The following is a 17,346-nucleotide window of genomic DNA, read 5'->3' on the forward strand; positions in this document are numbered from 1 at the left end:
TCGGTGAAAAATGGCCCCGGAACGAGCGGGGGACAGTCATCGCGCATGCCATCGAAGGCCGTATTGCCAGGATTGGCTGAATGTGGGCTGGGATGATACACCTGCGCGCGCGCGCCGTCATGCCGCGTGGGTGGCTCGTCCACGAACGCGTCGCGGGAGCCGGCGCCACGGCGGCAGGAATGCCGACGTCGTGGCTGCTAGAATGCGCGCTCTGTCGTCAGCCTTAAACGGTACTCTCCTTTCAACGGGACACAACCTTTAACGGGCCTCATCCTTCAACGGTAATTGCCATGCAAGCGTCTTCGCGCGCCATCACTTCCAGTCAGCAGGGGCCGCACCAGGATCTGGTGCGCCGCGTTCAGCGTGCCCGGGACAGCGCCTGGCAACGTCCGCCCGCCGAGCACACGCGGATCGCCTTCGAGGGGGCGGCACAGTGGCTGGCGGATCAACATCGGCCGCTGATTCTCGATGCCGGTTGCGGCGTAGGCCTCTCCACGCGCCGGCTGGCGGAGCGCCATCCCGACCACGCCGTGCTGGGGGTGGATCGCAGCGAGCAGCGGCTGTCACGCGATCATGGCGCCCTGCCGGACAACGCGCTGCTGGTGCGCGCCGATCTGGTCGATTTCTGGCGCCTGGCGGTGGCAGCCGAGTGGCGGCCGGCGCGGCACTTCCTGCTCTATCCCAATCCTTACCCCAAGAGCACGCAGCTCAAGAAGCGCTGGCAGGGGCATCCGGTCTTTCCGGCGATACTCGCCCTTGGGGGCATGCTCGAGTTGCGCTCCAACTGGGCGATCTACGTTCAGGAGTTCGCGCTGGGCGTGAAGACGCTCCGTGGTCTCGAAGGCGAGATCGACTCCTACGCACCGGGTGGAGCGTTGATGACGCCGTTCGAACAGACTTTCCTGACGCCGTTCGAACAAAAATACGTCGAGAGCGGCCAGACGCTATGGCGCTACCGAGTCGATCTGTCGACGACGGGGTTCGACGCAACTGCCTCGGCTGAATCGGACTCAACCGAATCGACTTTCACCGAGTCGCCCTCAACCGAGTCTCCCTCAACCGAATAGGAATCAAGCCCGATGAGCTATCTGCTGCTAGCGCTGGCGATCGTCGCCGAAGTCGTGGCGACCAGTTCGCTGAAAGCTTCCGCCGGCTTTTCACGGCTGCTGCCGAGCGTGATCGTGGTGGTCGGCTACGGCTTTTCGTTCTATGCGCTGTCGCTGGTGCTCAAGTCATTGCCGGTCGGTATTACCTACGCGATCTGGGCGGGGCTCGGCATCGTGCTGGTGACGGTGATCGGCATCGTGTTCTACGGCGAAAAGCCGGACCTGCCCGCTTATCTTGGCATGGGGCTGATCATTGCCGGCGTCGCCATCATCCAGGTGTTCTCGCGTCTATCGTCGCACTGAGGCTCTCGTCACTCTGGCGTCTTTCCTGCCACTGGCGCTTTTATCACGATCGCGTCTTTCGCCACTGGAACATGACATGGGGCATCGCATTCTCAGTGAGTTAATTGGTACGCTCTGGATGAGATTGGCCCTCATTTTTCTTTGGAGCGAGCATCTCATTATGCGGCGATGGCTAGGTCGAAGTTCTCTGTTTCTCGGTGTGTTATCCCTTTCCGTCTTCACCATCGCCGCGCAGGCGGCCGGGTTCGAGCATGTCGCCCGACTTGCGGATAAAGGTTTCGTGGTCAGCGCCCAGGCGCGCCTGCTCGATAGCGGCGAGGTTCTCGGCGCCATCAATCCGGCGCAGTCATTGTCACCGGCTTCGGTCACCAAGCTTTACACCGCGGCCGCTTCGCTGGATCGCTGGGGGCCGCAGCATCGCTTCACCACGCGTTTCGTCTCCACCGGCACGCTCGATGGCAACGGCGTACTGCACGGCGATCTGGTGCTGGAAGGCGGCGGAGACCCGGCGCTGACCTCCGAAGAACTCTGGCGCTTGATACAGAAATTGCGGGAGCTCGGCGTCTCCAGCGTCGATGGCCAACTGGTGGTCAGCCAGTGGCGCTTCGGCCCGGTGACCTGCATTACCACCGATCGCTGCGAGACGCAGACGGAAGGCACCAATGCCTACGCGGCGCTGCTCTCTTCTGCCGCGATCAACTACGGCAGCTGGTGCGCCACGGTGATGCCGGGGATCGTCGGGCAGCCGGCGCGGGTCACCAGCTGCGATACGGTGGCGCCGACCATTCGCATCGAGAACGACGTCGCCACCGTTGCCGCTGGCGGCTCGGCCAAGCTCTACGCCAGGCGGATCACCGACAGCCAGGGCGATACGCTGCGGGTCAGCGGGCAGATACCGGCCGGCAGCTATCCGCGCCCGGTCTACAAGGCCAGCTCCGATCCTGCCGACCAGACCGGCCAGACGCTGCTGTCGCTGCTGCGCCAGTCCGGCATTACGGTCAGCGGCGGCTACGCCGTCAGTCGCCAGGCGCCGCCGTCCACCGCGCAGCCGCTGGCCGCCGTCGAGGGCAAGCCGCTGCAGGAGCTGCTGCTGCGCACGCTCAATTATTCGAACAATTTCATGGCCGACACGCTGGCGCTGGACCTGACCTCCGGCACGCAGCAGAACCTGTCGGATGCCGGCCGCGAGCTGGAGCGTTTCGCCGCTGGCCTGCCGGGGCACAGCGCGGTGACCCTGCGTAGCGGCAGCGGTCTGACGCCGGAAAATCGCGTCTCGGCGCAGAGCGTCAACGCGCTGCTCGGCGCGATGTATGGACGCGCATCGCTGTTCCCCACCTTCGTGGCCGGCATGCAGGTCCCCACCAACGGGCCGATGCACTTCATCCGTCGCGGCAGCCAGACGTTTCAGGATCACGTGATGATCAAGACGGGCACGCTCAACGAGCCGGTGACGGTACGTGCCATTGCCGGCTATTTTCGTACCGAGAGCGGACGCTGGGGCAGCTTCGCGGTGCTGGTCAACGGCACCGGGTCGACGCCTTATCTTTCCTGGCGGGAGACGCTGCCGATGGTCTCTGACGACCTGACCGCGATGATCGAACGCCACTAGCCTGCAACCCGACGCGGCGACCGGCCTGTTTCCGGTCGCCCCGGCATGATCGAAACGCGCTTTCCGTGCGTTCTTTTGAAGAGGACCTCATCGTGCTATCACGCCTTAAACACTTGATCGCCGTCTCGGTGGCTGTCGTTGCCGTCATGGCCGTTTCCGGCTGTGTCACGAATCCTGACGTCACCACGCAAACCGCCAGCGAGGACCTGGTCGGCACCTACTGGAAGTTGATGCTGCTCGGCGGCAAGCCGGTGACCGTGGCGGACAACCAGCGTGAAGCGCACCTGGTTCTCGGTGAAGACGGGCGCGTTTCCGGTTCGACCGGCTGCAACCGGCTGATGGGCAGCTATCGGCTTGAAGGGGACACGCTGACCTTCTCCCGGCTCGCTTCGACCCGGATGGCATGCCCGGGTGACATGGCGACACTCGAACAGGCGTGGCTGGCGGCGCTCTCCGAGACGGCGCACTATGCGCTCGTGGGCCAGTCACTGGTGCTGCAGGACGCTGACGATCGAGCGCTGGCCGAGCTCAAGGCCAACGCGCTGTATTAGACTGCGCGCCTGGACTATGCGCCAGGCTCTCGGCCTGACGACTTCCGAGCTGACGATACCTGACCTGATCATGAGAACCGAACCTTGACCCTGATCGACTGCGAGTTCGGCCCGCACGGTGAAGCCGTGCTGGCGATTTTCAACGATGCCATTCTCAACACCACGGCACTCTACGAATACCAGCCACGCACCGCGGCGTTCGTCGAGAACTGGTTCCAGGCCAAGCGCGATGGCAATTTTCCGGTGATCGGCATGCTCGACGACGAGAGTGGGCGGCTGATGGGCTTTGCCAGCTATGGCCCGTTTCGCCCTCATGCCGCCTACCGCTACAGCGTCGAGCATTCCGTCTACGTGGATCGCCACTTTCGTCAACGCGGCGTGGCCCGGCAATTGATGACAACGCTGATCGAACGCGCCGAGGCGCAGCAGTACCACACCCTGATCGGCGGTATCGACGCGTCCAACACGCCGAGTATCGCGCTGCACGAACAGCTGGGCTTCGTCCACGCGGGGACCGTGCGCCAGGCGGCCTACAAGTTCGATCGCTGGCTCGACCTGGCGTTCTATCAACGGGTGTTGGCGACGCCGGCGAATCCTGTCTCGGGGTGATCAGGGATCGTCACCGGTCGGGGCCGATGGCGCATGCTCAGCCTCCTGGGTCTCGGCACCCTCGTTGATTGCATCGGTCGGTGTGCTGGGCAGGGCATCGGAGCCGATCGCCAGCTTGTCGGCGTCTGCCATGTAGACTTCCTGGCTGCTGCGCAGGAACAGGCAGAGCTCGCGGCCGGCCTCTCCGTTCATATGATCCTGTGAATAGTGCCCCTGGATCAGCAGTGCCGTCATGCCGGCTTCGTCATCGAACGGTACGGGGTCGCCGGCCGGCGCGGCATCCGGGAACTGACTGGCGTTCTGGCACTGCTCGACGACGGCGCGGTCGTGTTCTGCCCACGCCGCATCGCTGGAGGCGTGGGCGGAATCGGCCAGCGTGAGCAGGGCTGCGGCAAGAGAAACAGGAATGGGGTGCAAGTTAGAACGGCGCATTGGGAACATTCCTTGTTGCTGGTTGGTCGTTGCTGGTTGGTCGTTGCTGGTTGGTCGTTGCTGGTTGGTCGTTGCTGGTTGGTCGTTGCTGGTTAGTGGTTGCCGATTGATAGAGCGGCAATCATGGCTTTCAGGATGGCGGGCTCACGCTCGTGAATCTCGTGGCATTTTTCATGGGCTGTCGTGGCCCGTCATTGGAGTGTAGACCCCGCATGGCGATACCCGTTGCGTTGCTTTTTCTGGCCGTAGTGTTCTCGACCTCGGTGTTGTCCGGCGTGTTCGGCATGGCTGGCGGATTGATCCTGCTAGGCTTCTTGCTTGCCTGGCTGCCGGCGGCAACGGCGATCGCGGTACACGGGGTGATCCAGCTCACCGCCAACGCGTCGCGGGCCTGGCTGTCGCGCCGATTCATCGCCTGGCGCATCGTCGGCATGATCGCCTGTGGCGTCCTGATCTCGGCGGCCTTGCTGATGCTGGTGCGCTATTCGCCCAGCGAGACGGTGGTGCTGATCGTGCTGGGGCTGATGCCGGTCATGGTGTGGATTCCCAAGCGCTGGTTCCACTTCGATGTCTCACGGCCCGGGCATGCGGTCATGTGTGGCATCGTTTCCGGCGGCCTGACTATCGCCGTCGGGGTTTCCGGCCCGACCATCGACATCGGATTCATCCGCACCCAGCTCGACCGGCGCACCGTGGTGGCGACCAAGGCGACCATTCAGGTCATCGCCCACACCCTCAAGATTCTCTATTACTGGCAGGCGGCGGTGGCGATGGACAGCGGCGAGTGGGGCTGGGTGGCACTGGCGATTCCCTTTGCGTTCCTGGGAACGCGCACTGGCAATCTGATCCTGTCGCGGCTAACGGATGCCGGCTTCCGCTACTGGACGCGCTGGATCGTCACCGTGGTGGGCGCTTATTACCTGATTCGCGGTTTGATGGGGCTTCTGGCCTAGCAAGCTCACGGGCCGAGCTCCCACCCGTTCAGCCTTGGGATGGGCTGACGCCGAAATAGCGCTTGTACTCACGACTAAACTGCGACGTGCTGCGATAGCCGACATCGGCGGCGGCGCGCGCGACGTTGACGCGCTGCTGGCCGAGCAGCATTCGAGCCCGAAGCAGTCGCAGGCGCTTGAGATACTGCACCGGCGAGAGCTGAGTCACGCGCTTGAAGTGGTGGTGAAAGTGCGAGGCGCTCATGTTGGCGCGCTCGGCAAGCGCTTCCACCGTCAACGGCAGGGCGAAGTGGCGGTGGAGGTAGTTCAGCGATTCGGCGATGCGGGCGTAGTGCCCCTGCTGCTGCACCAGTTGACGAAGCGACTGGCCCTGCGGGCCGTTGAGCGCGGCGAACAGCACTTCCCGTACTCGGCCTGCGCCCAGCGCGCGGCTGGTGTGTTCATCCTGCAGGCACGACGCCAGGCGTTGTACCGCTTCCGCCATCGGTGCATCGAGGGCCACGGCCGCCATGGGCTCGGGAGAGCCGCGGTCGAGAGGGGGCGGCGCGGGCAGATGATGCACCAGTTCGCTCAGCATCAGCGGATCCACGCCGATGGAGAGGCCCAGTAACGGGGCATCCGGGCGGGCGATCGTCTCGCATTCGAACGGCAACGGCATCGCCTGTACCAGATAGTTGCCGGGGCCATAGTGAATCACCCGTTCCCCCAGGTAGCCGACCTTGTCTCCCTGCGCGATGATGAACAGCCCCGGCTCGTAGATCAGCGGCGTGCGCGAGTGACTGCATTCCGAGGCGATCAGTTTGACGCCATCGATGGCTGTGTCGGAGAAGCCGTCGGTGCTGGCCAGCGGCGCCAGCGTTCGGGCCAGCTGGGACGCCCAGGCGTCGCGGGCGTTCAAGGAGCCGAAAGCGGGATCCCGGGACGCACGATCCTGAAGAGAGGAGGCAGGGAGAAGATCGAGCATGGCGACCTCGCGCTGAGGAAGATGAACAAGGTCAGCGTATTGTGCATGAGCACGGCTCGATAGGGGTAATGGCCTTGCGAGATCCGGAGGATCGAGCAGATGTTGCGCAGGAAACGGCATGGCTGCCGAGGACGTTGTAGACCACACTGTGCCCACGATCCCGTCCATTCACCCATCGTTATGGGGAGTCAGAAACATGGCACAAGCTACTGCCACACCTGCCAAGGGTTATGCCGCGCATTCCGCCACCACGCCGTTGGCGCCCTGGAACTTCGAGCGGCGTGCGCCGCGTCCGGACGATGTCTCGATCGAGATCCTCTACTGCGGCGTCTGCCACAGCGATCTCCACTTCGCCCAAGACGACTGGGGCATGTCCTCCTATCCGGTCGTGCCGGGCCACGAGATCGTGGGCCGCGTTACCGCCGTGGGTGACGAAGTCAGCCAGTACCAGGTCGGCGATCTGGTCGGCGTCGGCTGCATGGTCGACTCGTGCCGCGAGTGCAAGGCGTGCAACGCCGGCCTCGAGAACTACTGCGCCGAAGGCTTCGTGATGACCTACGGCAGCCCCGACAAGCACGACGGCACGCTGACGCAGGGCGGCTATTCCGACAAGGTCGTGGTCAGCGAGCGCTTCGTGGTGCGCATGCCCGACGGCATCGATCTTAAATCCGCCGCGCCGATCCTGTGCGCCGGCATCACCACCTATTCGCCGCTGAAGCATTACGGTGTCAAGCCGGGCGACAAGGTAGGCGTCATCGGCATGGGCGGCCTCGGTCACATGGGGGTCAAGCTCGCCAAGGCGCTGGGTGCCGAGGTGACGCTGTTCACGCGCTCCGAGTCCAAGAAGGCCGAAGCGAAGAAGCAGGGCGCCGACCATGTCGTGATCTCCACCAGTGAAGACGAGATGCAGTCAGTCACCGAGACCTTCGACTTCATGCTCGACACGGTGCCGGTGCAGCACGACATCAACCCCTATCTCAACGCGCTGAAGCCGGACGGCACCCACATTCTGGTCGGGCTGCTCGAGCCGCTCGATCCGGCAATTTCCGGTGCCAATCTGATATTCCGTCGCCGCGTGCTAGCCGGCTCGCTGATCGGCGGCATGCCGGAAACCCAGGAAGTGCTGGATTTCTGCGCCGAGAATGGCATTACCTGCGACGTCGAGATGATCAACATCGATCAGATCAACGAAGCCTGGGAGCGGATGCAGAAGGGCGACGTGAAATACCGTTTCGTGATCGATATGGCGTCGATCAAAGAGAGCTAAGAGCTAAGAGCTAAGAGCTAAGAGCTAAGAGCTAAGAGCTAAGAGCTAAGAGCTAAGAGCTAAGAGCTAAGAGCTAAGAGCTAAGAGCTAAGAAAACCGCCAGTGATAATGTCACTGGCGGTTTTCGTTACAGGAGCAACATCCTGATTGCGCGGCTCGCGGCTCGCGGCTCGCGGCTCGCGGCTCGCGGCTCGCGGCTCGCGGCTCGCGGCTCGCGGCTCGCGGCTCGCGGCTCGCGGCTCGCGGCTCAGGACTGAACCCTGACCAGTCCTTCCTGTGCGGTGGAGGCGATCAAATGGCCATCGCGATCGTAGAAGCTGCCGCGGGCGAAACCGCGGGCGCCGCCCGCCCACGGGCTCTCCATCACGTACAGCAGCCACTCGTCGATCTTCGGGTCCTGATGGATCCACAAGGCGTGGTCCAGGCTGGCGATGCGCAGCCGCGGGTCGCCGAATTCCACATCATGCGCCAGCAGCGAGGTCAGCAGCAGGTTGAAGTCAGAGCTGTAGGCGAGCAGGTAACGGTGCAGGGCAGGATCCGACGGCATCGTGCTGCCGCCCATGCGGAACCAGATCATCCGCGAGGGCGGGCAGTCGTGGCATTCTTCCACCGTGATGAACTCGACGGGATGACCGCGAAAGCGCTGATGGACCGCCTTGCCCTCCGCCAGCAACGCTTCCGGCGACGGCACGTCGGGCGCGGTAGGCTGGTGGTGCAGGCCGTGTTCACGCCCCTGGAAGGAAGCGCTGCAGAAGAATATCGGCTTGCCTTTCTGAATCGCCGTGACCCGACGCGTGGTGAAACTGCCGCCATCGCGAACGCGATCGACGGAATAGACGACTGGCAACTGGGCATCGCCGGGGCGCAGGAAATAGCCGTGCAGCGAGTGCAAAAAGCGGTCTTCGGGGACCGTGCGGGTAGCGGCGGCGGCGGATTGTCCGAGGGCCTGACCTCCGAAAAGTTGCGGCAGTCCCAGATCCTGGCTCTGGCCGCGGAACAGGTTCTCCTCCAGCGCTTCCAGGCCAAGAAGCTGGATAAGGTCGTTCAGCGCTTGTGTCATTCGGGTATCCTTGATGGCGCGTCGATGAAGGCTTTTCGAACCAGATTCGTCACGAGTATATCCTGCTCGCCGACGACTCGCCGCGACGCCGGATGGGCAATACGGGACGGTCATGATACGTAGCGACGAATTCTACATGCACCGTGCGCTGGAGCAGGCGCAACGGGCGTTCGACAGTGGCGAGGTGCCGGTTGGCGCCGTGGTGGTCGATGCGGCGGGCACGGTGATCGGGGCCGGCTACAACTGCCCGGTCGAGGGAAAGGACCCGACCGCTCATGCCGAAGTGCAGGCATTGCGCGCGGCGGCGATGGCATTGGGCAACTATCGGCTGGACGAGTGCTCGCTCTATGTCACACTCGAGCCCTGCCTGATGTGCACGGGCGCGATCATCCATGCCCGTATTCGTCGGGTCGTCTACGCCACCGCCGAACCCAAGGGCGGCATGGTCGAATCCCGCGCCAATCTCTTCGCACAGCCCTGGTTCAATCACCGCGTCGAGATCGACGGAGGCGTGCTTGCCGCCCCGGCGAAGCGGTTGCTCCAGCAGTTCTTTCGGGAACGTCGCCAGCATGATGCGTCACCGGGGACCTCTTCGAACTGACCGAGCCGGCGCGAAGGGGGAGCTTCTGTCCGACCCTACGCTGTGTCTGAAAAATGTCTGCGTTTTCAGACAGAGCTTAAAGCGTCGATTCGGACGGCTCGGCAAGCACGACGCGATTGCGGCCCTCCTGCTTTGCGCGGTACAGCGAATCGTCGGCGGTCTGGAAAATCCGGTTGCGCTGCAACGGGAGCGAGTCGGTGACGCTGACCCCGATGCTCAGCGTCACCGGCTCGTCGTTAGGTAGCACGAGGCCACTCTGGGCGACCGTTCGGCGTATCGATTCGGCGATCTTCCCGGCCATATGGCGGTCGCAATTCGGCAGACAGGCGACGAACTCCTCGCCGCCGTAGCGGGCGAACATTCCGCCCGCGCGCTCCACCGGCAGGCGGCAGCGCTCGGCGATCGTCTTGAGGTAACGATCCCCCTCCAGATGCCCGAAATGGTCGTTGACGCTCTTGAAGTGATCGAGATCGCAGATCAATACCGCCAGTGGCAAGGGATGCTCGCAGGCATCCATCCAATGCATCAACTCGCGCCGATTGGGCAGTTGGGTCAACTCGTCGTGACTGGCGATCCATTCGATTTCCTGCTGAAGCCGTTCTCGCTCCTTGATCTCTTCGCGTAGCGAGGCGTTGGCCTGATTGGCCAGACGATGCTGGTGCGCCAGACGCCGATAGATGTAGAGCACCATATGCAACAGATAGGCGAGCAGAATGCCGAAGATCAGGGTGATTTCCGGTAGCCTGCTCCGCATCGCCTGTAACCAGGACAAGGAAGGTCTCACGCTGAGGATGAGCCGGTCGGTGCCCATCTCGACCATCTGTTGATAGCGCCAGTCGGCCAGGTCGCCGAGCGGGCCATAATGGAAATAGAGCTGGCCGTTGCCGCTGAGCGTGATGGCTTGATTCCTGTTGCTGGTTTGCGCGAGCAACGAGTTGAGCAGAGTGTCGACGCTGACCGACATGCTGACCGCGCCCAGCAGCGTGCCATCGACCAGGTTGCGCACCGGCAGATAATTGATGATGCCGCGCCCGCCCTGAAGGAAGTCGACGATGCCGGTCTGCCCCTCGATGCCGTAGATCAGCGATCGGTCCAGTGCTTTCCTGGCCAACGTGTACGACTTGTAGAGATTGAGGTCGAGATTGGATTGATTGCCGCGCAGCGGATAGACGCGGATGACGGTGCCATCGAGGTCGATGAAGGCAATGTTACGGAAGTAGCCGAAATCGTCGTGATAGCGTTTGGCCTGCTGTTCCCATTCCGAGCGCGTGGGCACGTGTCCCAGCATGTTCCAGAAACTGGCGAAGCGTCGCATGGCCTTGACGTGATCGTCGGTTTCCGTGGCCAGCAGAGTCGCGATCCTGTTGCCCTCGCTGGCGGCGAGGGCGTAGAGGCGCAGGTCATCCGTCTGGCGCTGCTCCTGCCAGCTGACCATGGCCAGCAGCGCGATCAAGCCACCGACCAGGAGCGGTAGCAGAATTCGCCGCCAGTAGCGTCGTAGCGTCGGAAAGAGCGATAGCCCCTGAGCGGCCCACAACAGCCATAGCGCCACCAGCATCGGCAACGGGATACCGTTCAGGCTGGAGGCATGTTCCGGTGGTGGAGTCAGCCAGCGATAGCCGAGCCAGGCGCCGCACATGGCCACTAGCAGCAGCGTGATGGGGGAACCCAGGCCCAGTCGCGACAGCAGCAGCACATTGAGAATCAGCCCGAAGATCATGCACAGCGCGAGAATGGGTGGGCGGCTGTGGAAGAGCTCCCAATGGCCCGGCAGAAAATCGAGCCCGCGTTGCCAGAGATCGACGCTGACCCAGTGTTCCGCGATGAGGAAGCTGGCGATGATCGCCAGGGTCAGAATGCCGGTGGGAATCAGCAGCCAGCGACTGGTCCCGATTCGCTGACGAAGGGCAGCGAACTGACCCAGCCACAGCAGGCCAAGCAGCAGAAGGATCCAGTACTGGTCTGGCTCGCCGTCTGGCCAGAGACCCAGCAGCAAGGCCGGAAGTGCCAGATACAACGACAGACGGGACAACACCATCGACATAGACGTTAGGGTTCTCCACCGCGGCTGCCGACGACAGCCCAGCGACAACTCGGCGACAATTCGGTGACAGTCTGGCAGAACGACCGGTCACAGCAGGGGAGCGACGGTCTCGAGAGGTAGCGTATCCCCCTCGAGTGCGCGCTCCCCTAACAGGTTGAACTGCTGCTGGCTGCGATTGACGTACTTTAATATTTCGTAATAGCGGCGCACGTTACGCACGTAGATTACCGGTTCCCCGCCACGAGCGTAACCGTGGTGTACCCGAGAGTACCATTCCCGGTCCTGCAGCAACGGCAGCGCTTCGCGAACGTCGGCCCAGCGGTTGGGATCGCCCCCGCGCAGGCGGGCGATATCCTGGGCATCGAACAGGTGCCCGAGCCCGACGTTGTAGGCGGCCAGCGCCATCCAGGTGCGATCCGGCTCGGGGATGTCCTCGCTGAGGCGCTGCTTGACCTGAAGCAGGTATCGCGCGCCACCGTCGACGCTCTGGCGCGGGTCGAGGCGATTATCGATGCCGATCTCCTCGGCGGTGGGGCGCGTCAACATCATCAGGCCGCGAACGCCGGTCGGCGACTCGGCATCGGCTTCCCAGTGCGATTCCTGGAAACCCAGCGCCGCCAGCAGACGCCAGTCGAAACCGGTCTCGCGCGCGGCCTCCTTGAAGTAAGGCAGAAAACGCGGCAGACGAGTGCCGATGTGATGGATGAAAAGCCGGGCGCCGACATACTCGAGGTAGTCGTCATGGCCGAAATACCGTCCGATGAGCTCGTCCAGCCCGCCATTGCGCCGCTGCGCCTGGAGAAAGTCGTTGGCGGCATTGAGGAGATCGATCGGCTGGTTTGCCGCAAAGGCCCAGGCCAGGCTCAGGGGCTTGCCCAACGGAAAGCCACGCTCGACGTTGGGGAAGAACAGGCGGTTGAGCTGGAACTGGTGGGTATAGACGACAGCGGCATCGAGATCGTCGCGCTCGACCATCTCCATCAGATCGGCAATGGTCAGCCCGTCCGCTTCGCGCCAGCCGAGCCCCGGCAGGTTCTGCTGCTGCGTGTGCAGTGCCTCGGCGTTGCCGGAGTTGGCAATGACCCCGATACGCAGCCCCACGAGGTCGTCCAGGGTGCGCACCGGTGGCAGGCCACGGCGATAGACCACCAGCGGCTGCAGCGTCAAAATCGGTTTGCTGTAGCGAATGCCCGGTCGGCTCAGATCCAGAGACAATGCGGCGGCGCCCATGTCCGCCTTGCCGCTGCGCACGTCGTCGAGGACGTCGTCGATACGGGTATCGCTGTCGACCGCCAGACTGACGCCCAGCGACTGTGCGAAACGTCGCATCAGTTCGTATTCGAATCCGGTCGGCCCATGCCCCCCGTTATAGAAGGTAATGGGACCCTTGCGAGTCGCGACCTGCAGGAAATCGCGCTTTCGAATCGGATCGAGCCCGTCACTGTAGCGCAGTGCGAACTGAGCGGGGCAGAGAAGAGTCGCCAGCGTCAGCAGCACTGTCAGCGCGAGTCGCAGACGTGTCAGGAGCTTGGGCATGCAATGGGGTCGGTAACAGCGTGACGGGACACCATAGCCGGCCACCGTCTCGCTGTCATCCATTCGGTTTCCTGCCACGCACCCCGAAACGCGGGCATCAGGCGTCGATCATGGCGGTATCTTCCCCGCCGGATTCATGGCTTGCGACCGAGACCGGCGTGTTGACTTAGCGAGCGCCGCCGCTTTCCAGTATCATGTCGCCCTGATCCCGGCATCGCTGCCCGTCTCGAGCTCAGTATCTCGAAATGAGACAAACGCGATCCTCGACCGTCCTGGAGGCTTTCCACGCCATGCTCGAATTGCAAGGCGCTCCCGCGCTATCTGCATTCCGTCACGCCAAACTGCTCGCCGATCTTCGCGCTGTCGTTCCCGAAGTCGAGTCTCTCAGCGCGCATTACGTCCACTTCGTCGATCACCATGACGAGCTCGATGATCAGGCTCGCCAAGTGCTGGACCGGCTGCTGGACTACGGTGTTCAAAGCCTCGAAGGTTTCGAAAGCCGTGGCAGCGACGCCGACCAGCGTGCGTCCGCCGACGGCCATCTGTTTCTGGTCGTTCCCCGGATCGGCACGATCTCGCCCTGGTCCTCCAAGGCCACCGATATCGCCCACAATTGCGGGCTGGATCAGGTCGCGCGCATCGAGCGAGGCATCGCCTACCGCGTGACATTGAAGAGCGCACCGAGCGCCGAGGCCTACGAGGCCATGGTCGCGCACCTGCATGACCGCATGGTCGAGACTGTGCTGTTCGACTCGAGCGACGCGGCCAAGCTGTTCTCGCACCACCAGCCGACGCCGCTGTCGACGGTGGACGTGCTGGGCGGCGGTCGGCCGGCGCTGGCCAACGCCAACACCGAACTGGGGCTGGCACTCGCCGACGACGAGATCGACTACCTGGTCGAGGCCTTCGGCGAGCTCGGGCGCAACCCGACCGACGTCGAACTGATGATGTTCGCCCAGGCCAACTCCGAGCACTGCCGCCACAAGATCTTCAATGCCGACTGGGTGATCGACGGCGAACCCCAGACCCACTCGCTGTTCAAGATGATCAAGAACACCTTCGAGCAGTCCAGCGACAAGGTGCTCTCGGCCTACAGCGACAACGCGGCGATCATCGAAGGGCCGACGGCCGGGCGCTTCTTCCCCGCGCCGGACAGCCAGGTCTACGGTGCGACCCGAGAGCCGATCCATATCCTGATGAAGGTGGAAACCCACAACCACCCGACCGCGATCGCCCCGCATCCGGGCGCGGCCACCGGCGCCGGCGGCGAGATTCGCGACGAGGGCGCGACGGGGCGCGGCGGCAAGCCTAAGGCGGGGCTCACCGGCTTCACCGTCTCCAACCTGCGGATTCCCGAATTCGTGCAGCCGTGGGAAGCTTTCGACTACGGCAAGCCGGAGCGGATCCAGTCGGCGCTCGACATCATGCTCGAAGGGCCGATCGGTGGCGCGGCGTTCAACAACGAGTTCGGCCGGCCCAACCTCAACGGCTTCTTCCGCACCTTCGAGCTCGACGCGGTGGGCGCCGGCGGCATCGAGCGTCGCGGCTACCACAAGCCGGTGATGCTGGCGGGCGGCTACGGCAACGTCCGCGACGGCCACGTGCTCAAGGGCGACATTCCGGTCGGCGCCAAGCTGATCGTGATGGGCGGCCCGGCGATGCTGATCGGTCTCGGCGGCGGTGCGGCGTCGTCGATGGCGTCCGGTGCCTCCAGCGAAGATCTCGACTTCGCCTCGGTGCAGCGCGACAACCCCGAGATCGAGCGTCGCGCCCAGGAAGTGATCGATCGCTGCTGGGCGCTGGGTGACGCCAACCCCATCGCCTTCATCCACGATGTCGGCGCCGGCGGTCTCTCCAATGCTCTGCCGGAGCTGGTCAAGGACGGCGGCCGCGGCGGCCTGTTCGACCTGCGTGCGGTGCCCAACGCCGAACCGGGCATGAGCCCGCTGGAAATCTGGTGCAACGAGGCGCAGGAGCGTTACGTGCTGGCGGTCACGCCCGAGCAGCTCGACACCTTCGATGCGCTGTGTGTCCGCGAACGCTGCCCCTACGCCGTGGTCGGCGAAGCCACCGAAGCGCACCATCTGGCGGTGCGCGATGGCCATTTCGAAGCCGATCCCGTTGATCTGCCGATGAGCGTGCTGTTCGGCAAGCCGCCCAGGATGCAGCGCAGCTTCGAGCGGCACACGCTCAACCTGCCGGGGCTGGGGCTCGACAACCTCGACCTGCGTGAAGCGCTGGATCGCGTGCTGCGGCTGCCCACGGTGGCGTCGAAGAGCTTCCTGATCACCATCGGCGACCGCTCGATTACAGGCCAAGTGGCCCGCGACCAGATGGTCGGCCCCTGGCAGGTACCGGTGGCGGACTGCGCGGTGACTACCTCGAGCTACGACACCCACGCCGGCGAAGCGATGGCGATGGGCGAGCGCCCGCCGGTGGCGCTGATCGATCCTGCGGCCAGCGCGCGGCTGGCGGTGGCCGAGGCGATCACCAACCTGGCGGCGGCACCGATCGCGCAGCTTTCCGACATCAAGCTCTCCGCCAACTGGATGAGTGCGGCCGACCACGTCGGCGAGAATCAGGCGCTGTATGATGCCGTTCACGCCGTGGGCATGGAACTCTGCCCGGCACTGGGTATTGCCGTGCCGGTGGGCAAGGATTCGATGTCCATGCGCACTGCCTGGCAGACAGAAGAGGGTGACGAGAAGAGCATCACCGCACCGCTGACGCTGAACATCACCGGCTTCGCCCCGGTCAACGATGCGCTGCGCACACTCACGCCGCAGCTGCGTCTCGACCAGGACGAGAGCGATCTGATCCTGATCGACCTTGGCCGCGGCCAGAACCGTCTCGGCGGCTCGGCGTTGGCGCAGGTCTATGGTCAGGTCGGCAACGTCTGCCCGGATCTCGACGAGGCCGAGGATCTGGTGGCGTTCTTCAATGTCATCCAGGGGCTCAATGCCGACGGCAAGCTGCTCGCCTATCACGATCGCAGCGACGGCGGCCTGATCGTGACGCTGCTGGAGATGGCCTTCGCCGGCCGCGGCGGGCTCGAGATCAAGCTCGACTGGCTCACTGACGATGCCGTCGGCGCGATGGATGCGCTGTTCGCCGAAGAGCTCGGCGCAGTGATTCAGGTCAACCGTCAGGATACCGAATTCGTGCTGGCGCAGTTCGCCGCCGCCGGGCTCGAGACTTGCGGTGTCATCGCCCGGCCGCGTTACGACGATCAGGTCCGCGTGACGCTGTTCGAAGAGCCGCTGCTGGAAACCACCCGCGCCATGACCCAGCGCACCTGGTCCGAGACCAGCTACCGGATGCAGGCGCTGCGCGACAACCCCGAGGCCGCCAAGAGCGAGTTCGACGGCCTGCTCAACCTGCGCGATCCGGGGCTGTCGGCCAGTCCGACCTTCGACGTCGACGACGACATTGCCGCACCTTTCATCCAGACCGGCGTGCGCCCACGAGTGGCGATCCTGCGCGAGCAGGGCGTCAACGGTCACATGGAAATGGCGGCGGCCTTCGATCATGCCGGTTTCGAGGCGGTCGACGTGCACATGAGCGATATCCTCGCCGGGCGTGTCACCCTCGACGACATGAAAGGCCTGGTCGGCTGCGGCGGCTTCTCCTACGGCGACGTGCTCGGCGCCGGCGGCGGCTGGGCCAAGTCGGCACTGTTCAACGGCCGCGCGCGCGATCAGTTCGCCGCCTTCTTCGAACGCGAAGACACCTTCGGCCTCGGCGTCTGCAACGGCTGCCAGATGTTCTCGCAGTTGAAGGAGCTGATCCCCGGCGCCGAGCGCTGGCCGCGCTTCGTGCGCAATGACTCCGAACAGTTCGAGGCCCGCGTATCGATGGTGCAGGTCGAGGAGAGCCCGTCGATCCTGCTCGCCGGCATGGCCGGCTCGACCCTGCCGATCGCCGTCGCCCATGGCGAAGGTCAGGCGCTGTTCGAGGACGGCGGCCACCTGCGCAGCATGCAGACCAGCGGCCAGATCGCGATGCGCTACATCGACAACGAAGGCCAGGTCACGACTCGTTATCCGGCCAACCCCAACGGCTCGCCGGCCGGCATTACCGGCCTGACCACGCCGGATGGTCGCGTCACGATCATGATGCCGCACCCGGAGCGTGTCGCCCGCGCGGTGACCAACTCCTGGCGCCCGCCGGAGTGGACGCAGGACGGCGCGTGGATGCGGATGTTCCGCAATGCCCGCGTCTGGGTTGGTTGATGTAAGGGATTGACGCCAGCGTTTTGGCGTGACGATGGAAGCCGGCTTGCCCTGAGTGCTACACGATGGGGCAAGCCGG

14 protein-coding genes are annotated in these 17,346 nt (G+C 64.1%); 9 read left to right on the forward strand and 5 right to left on the reverse strand.

Features of this window, described 5'->3' with window-relative positions:
• Nucleotides 1-290: 290 nt before the first annotated feature.
• The 5 genes from trmB (at nucleotide 291) to R5R73_RS03075 (ending at nucleotide 4,178) form a co-directional block, all read left to right on the forward strand.
• Nucleotides 291-1,067 carry a tRNA (guanine(46)-N(7))-methyltransferase TrmB gene (gene trmB, locus R5R73_RS03055; RefSeq protein WP_322528746.1) on the forward strand — a complete coding sequence of 259 codons (777 nt, stop codon included), beginning with the start codon at nucleotides 291-293 and terminating at the stop codon, nucleotides 1,065-1,067.
• A 12-nt stretch (nucleotides 1,068-1,079) separates the two neighbouring features.
• Complete coding sequence (locus tag R5R73_RS03060; RefSeq protein ID WP_071232734.1) at nucleotides 1,080-1,409, forward strand: DMT family transporter; 330 nt, start codon at nucleotides 1,080-1,082, stop codon at nucleotides 1,407-1,409.
• 199 nt (nucleotides 1,410-1,608) lie between these two features.
• A complete protein-coding gene (dacB, locus tag R5R73_RS03065; RefSeq protein WP_322528747.1) occupies nucleotides 1,609-3,018 on the forward strand; it encodes a D-alanyl-D-alanine carboxypeptidase/D-alanyl-D-alanine-endopeptidase in 1,410 nt (469 codons plus the stop codon).
• Nucleotides 3,019-3,110: 92 nt separating this feature from the next.
• Nucleotides 3,111-3,569 carry an META domain-containing protein gene (locus tag R5R73_RS03070; RefSeq protein ID WP_322528748.1) on the forward strand — a complete coding sequence of 153 codons (459 nt, stop codon included), beginning with the start codon at nucleotides 3,111-3,113 and terminating at the stop codon, nucleotides 3,567-3,569.
• 84 nt (nucleotides 3,570-3,653) lie between these two features.
• Nucleotides 3,654-4,178 carry a GNAT family N-acetyltransferase gene (locus tag R5R73_RS03075; protein WP_276232770.1) on the forward strand — a complete coding sequence of 175 codons (525 nt, stop codon included), beginning with the start codon at nucleotides 3,654-3,656 and terminating at the stop codon, nucleotides 4,176-4,178.
• On the opposite strand, the gene R5R73_RS03080 is transcribed toward R5R73_RS03075, so the two are convergent.
• Nucleotides 4,179-4,610: a hypothetical protein gene (locus tag R5R73_RS03080; RefSeq protein ID WP_322528749.1), complete on the reverse strand. Its 432-nt coding sequence runs from the start codon at nucleotides 4,608-4,610 to the stop codon at nucleotides 4,179-4,181.
• Between the two features lie 212 nt (nucleotides 4,611-4,822).
• On the opposite strand from R5R73_RS03080, the gene R5R73_RS03085 reads away from it, so the two are divergent.
• Nucleotides 4,823-5,563, forward strand: coding sequence for a TSUP family transporter (locus R5R73_RS03085; RefSeq protein WP_071232738.1), 741 nt, complete (start codon nucleotides 4,823-4,825; stop codon nucleotides 5,561-5,563).
• Nucleotides 5,564-5,591: 28 nt separating this feature from the next.
• Here the strand turns inward: R5R73_RS03085 and R5R73_RS03090 are convergent, their stop codons facing one another.
• The gene (locus R5R73_RS03090) at nucleotides 5,592-6,527 is read right to left on the reverse strand and encodes an AraC family transcriptional regulator (RefSeq protein ID WP_322528750.1); all 936 of its coding nucleotides are present in this window, start codon (nucleotides 6,525-6,527) and stop codon (nucleotides 5,592-5,594) included.
• A gap of 196 nt (nucleotides 6,528-6,723) precedes the next feature.
• On the opposite strand from R5R73_RS03090, the gene R5R73_RS03095 reads away from it, so the two are divergent.
• Nucleotides 6,724-7,794 (forward strand): NAD(P)-dependent alcohol dehydrogenase, encoded by a 1,071-nt coding sequence (locus tag R5R73_RS03095; RefSeq protein WP_276232768.1) that lies wholly within the window; start codon nucleotides 6,724-6,726, stop codon nucleotides 7,792-7,794.
• Nucleotides 7,795-8,041: 247 nt separating this feature from the next.
• Here the strand turns inward: R5R73_RS03095 and R5R73_RS03100 are convergent, their stop codons facing one another.
• Nucleotides 8,042-8,854 (reverse strand): acyl-CoA thioesterase domain-containing protein, encoded by an 813-nt coding sequence (locus R5R73_RS03100; protein WP_322528751.1) that lies wholly within the window; start codon nucleotides 8,852-8,854, stop codon nucleotides 8,042-8,044.
• Nucleotides 8,855-8,969: 115 nt separating this feature from the next.
• Between R5R73_RS03100 and tadA the strand changes: the two genes are divergently transcribed.
• A complete protein-coding gene (gene tadA, locus R5R73_RS03105; RefSeq protein ID WP_322529555.1) occupies nucleotides 8,970-9,455 on the forward strand; it encodes a tRNA adenosine(34) deaminase TadA in 486 nt (161 codons plus the stop codon).
• 76 nt (nucleotides 9,456-9,531) lie between these two features.
• Here the strand turns inward: tadA and R5R73_RS03110 are convergent, their stop codons facing one another.
• Nucleotides 9,532-11,499, reverse strand: a complete 1,968-nt coding sequence (locus R5R73_RS03110; protein ID WP_322528752.1) for a diguanylate cyclase — start codon at nucleotides 11,497-11,499, stop codon at nucleotides 9,532-9,534.
• Nucleotides 11,500-11,586: 87 nt separating this feature from the next.
• The gene (gene mltF / locus R5R73_RS03115; protein ID WP_110632451.1) at nucleotides 11,587-13,035 is read right to left on the reverse strand and encodes a membrane-bound lytic murein transglycosylase MltF; all 1,449 of its coding nucleotides are present in this window, start codon (nucleotides 13,033-13,035) and stop codon (nucleotides 11,587-11,589) included.
• 290 nt (nucleotides 13,036-13,325) lie between these two features.
• On the opposite strand from mltF, the gene purL reads away from it, so the two are divergent.
• Nucleotides 13,326-17,267, forward strand: a complete 3,942-nt coding sequence (gene purL, locus R5R73_RS03120; protein WP_322528753.1) for a phosphoribosylformylglycinamidine synthase — start codon at nucleotides 13,326-13,328, stop codon at nucleotides 17,265-17,267.
• Nucleotides 17,268-17,346 lie beyond the last annotated feature (79 nt).

This window comes from Salinicola sp. LHM (genome assembly GCF_034479735.1).
GTDB classification, from domain to species: Bacteria; Pseudomonadota; Gammaproteobacteria; order Pseudomonadales; family Halomonadaceae; genus Salinicola; species Salinicola salarius.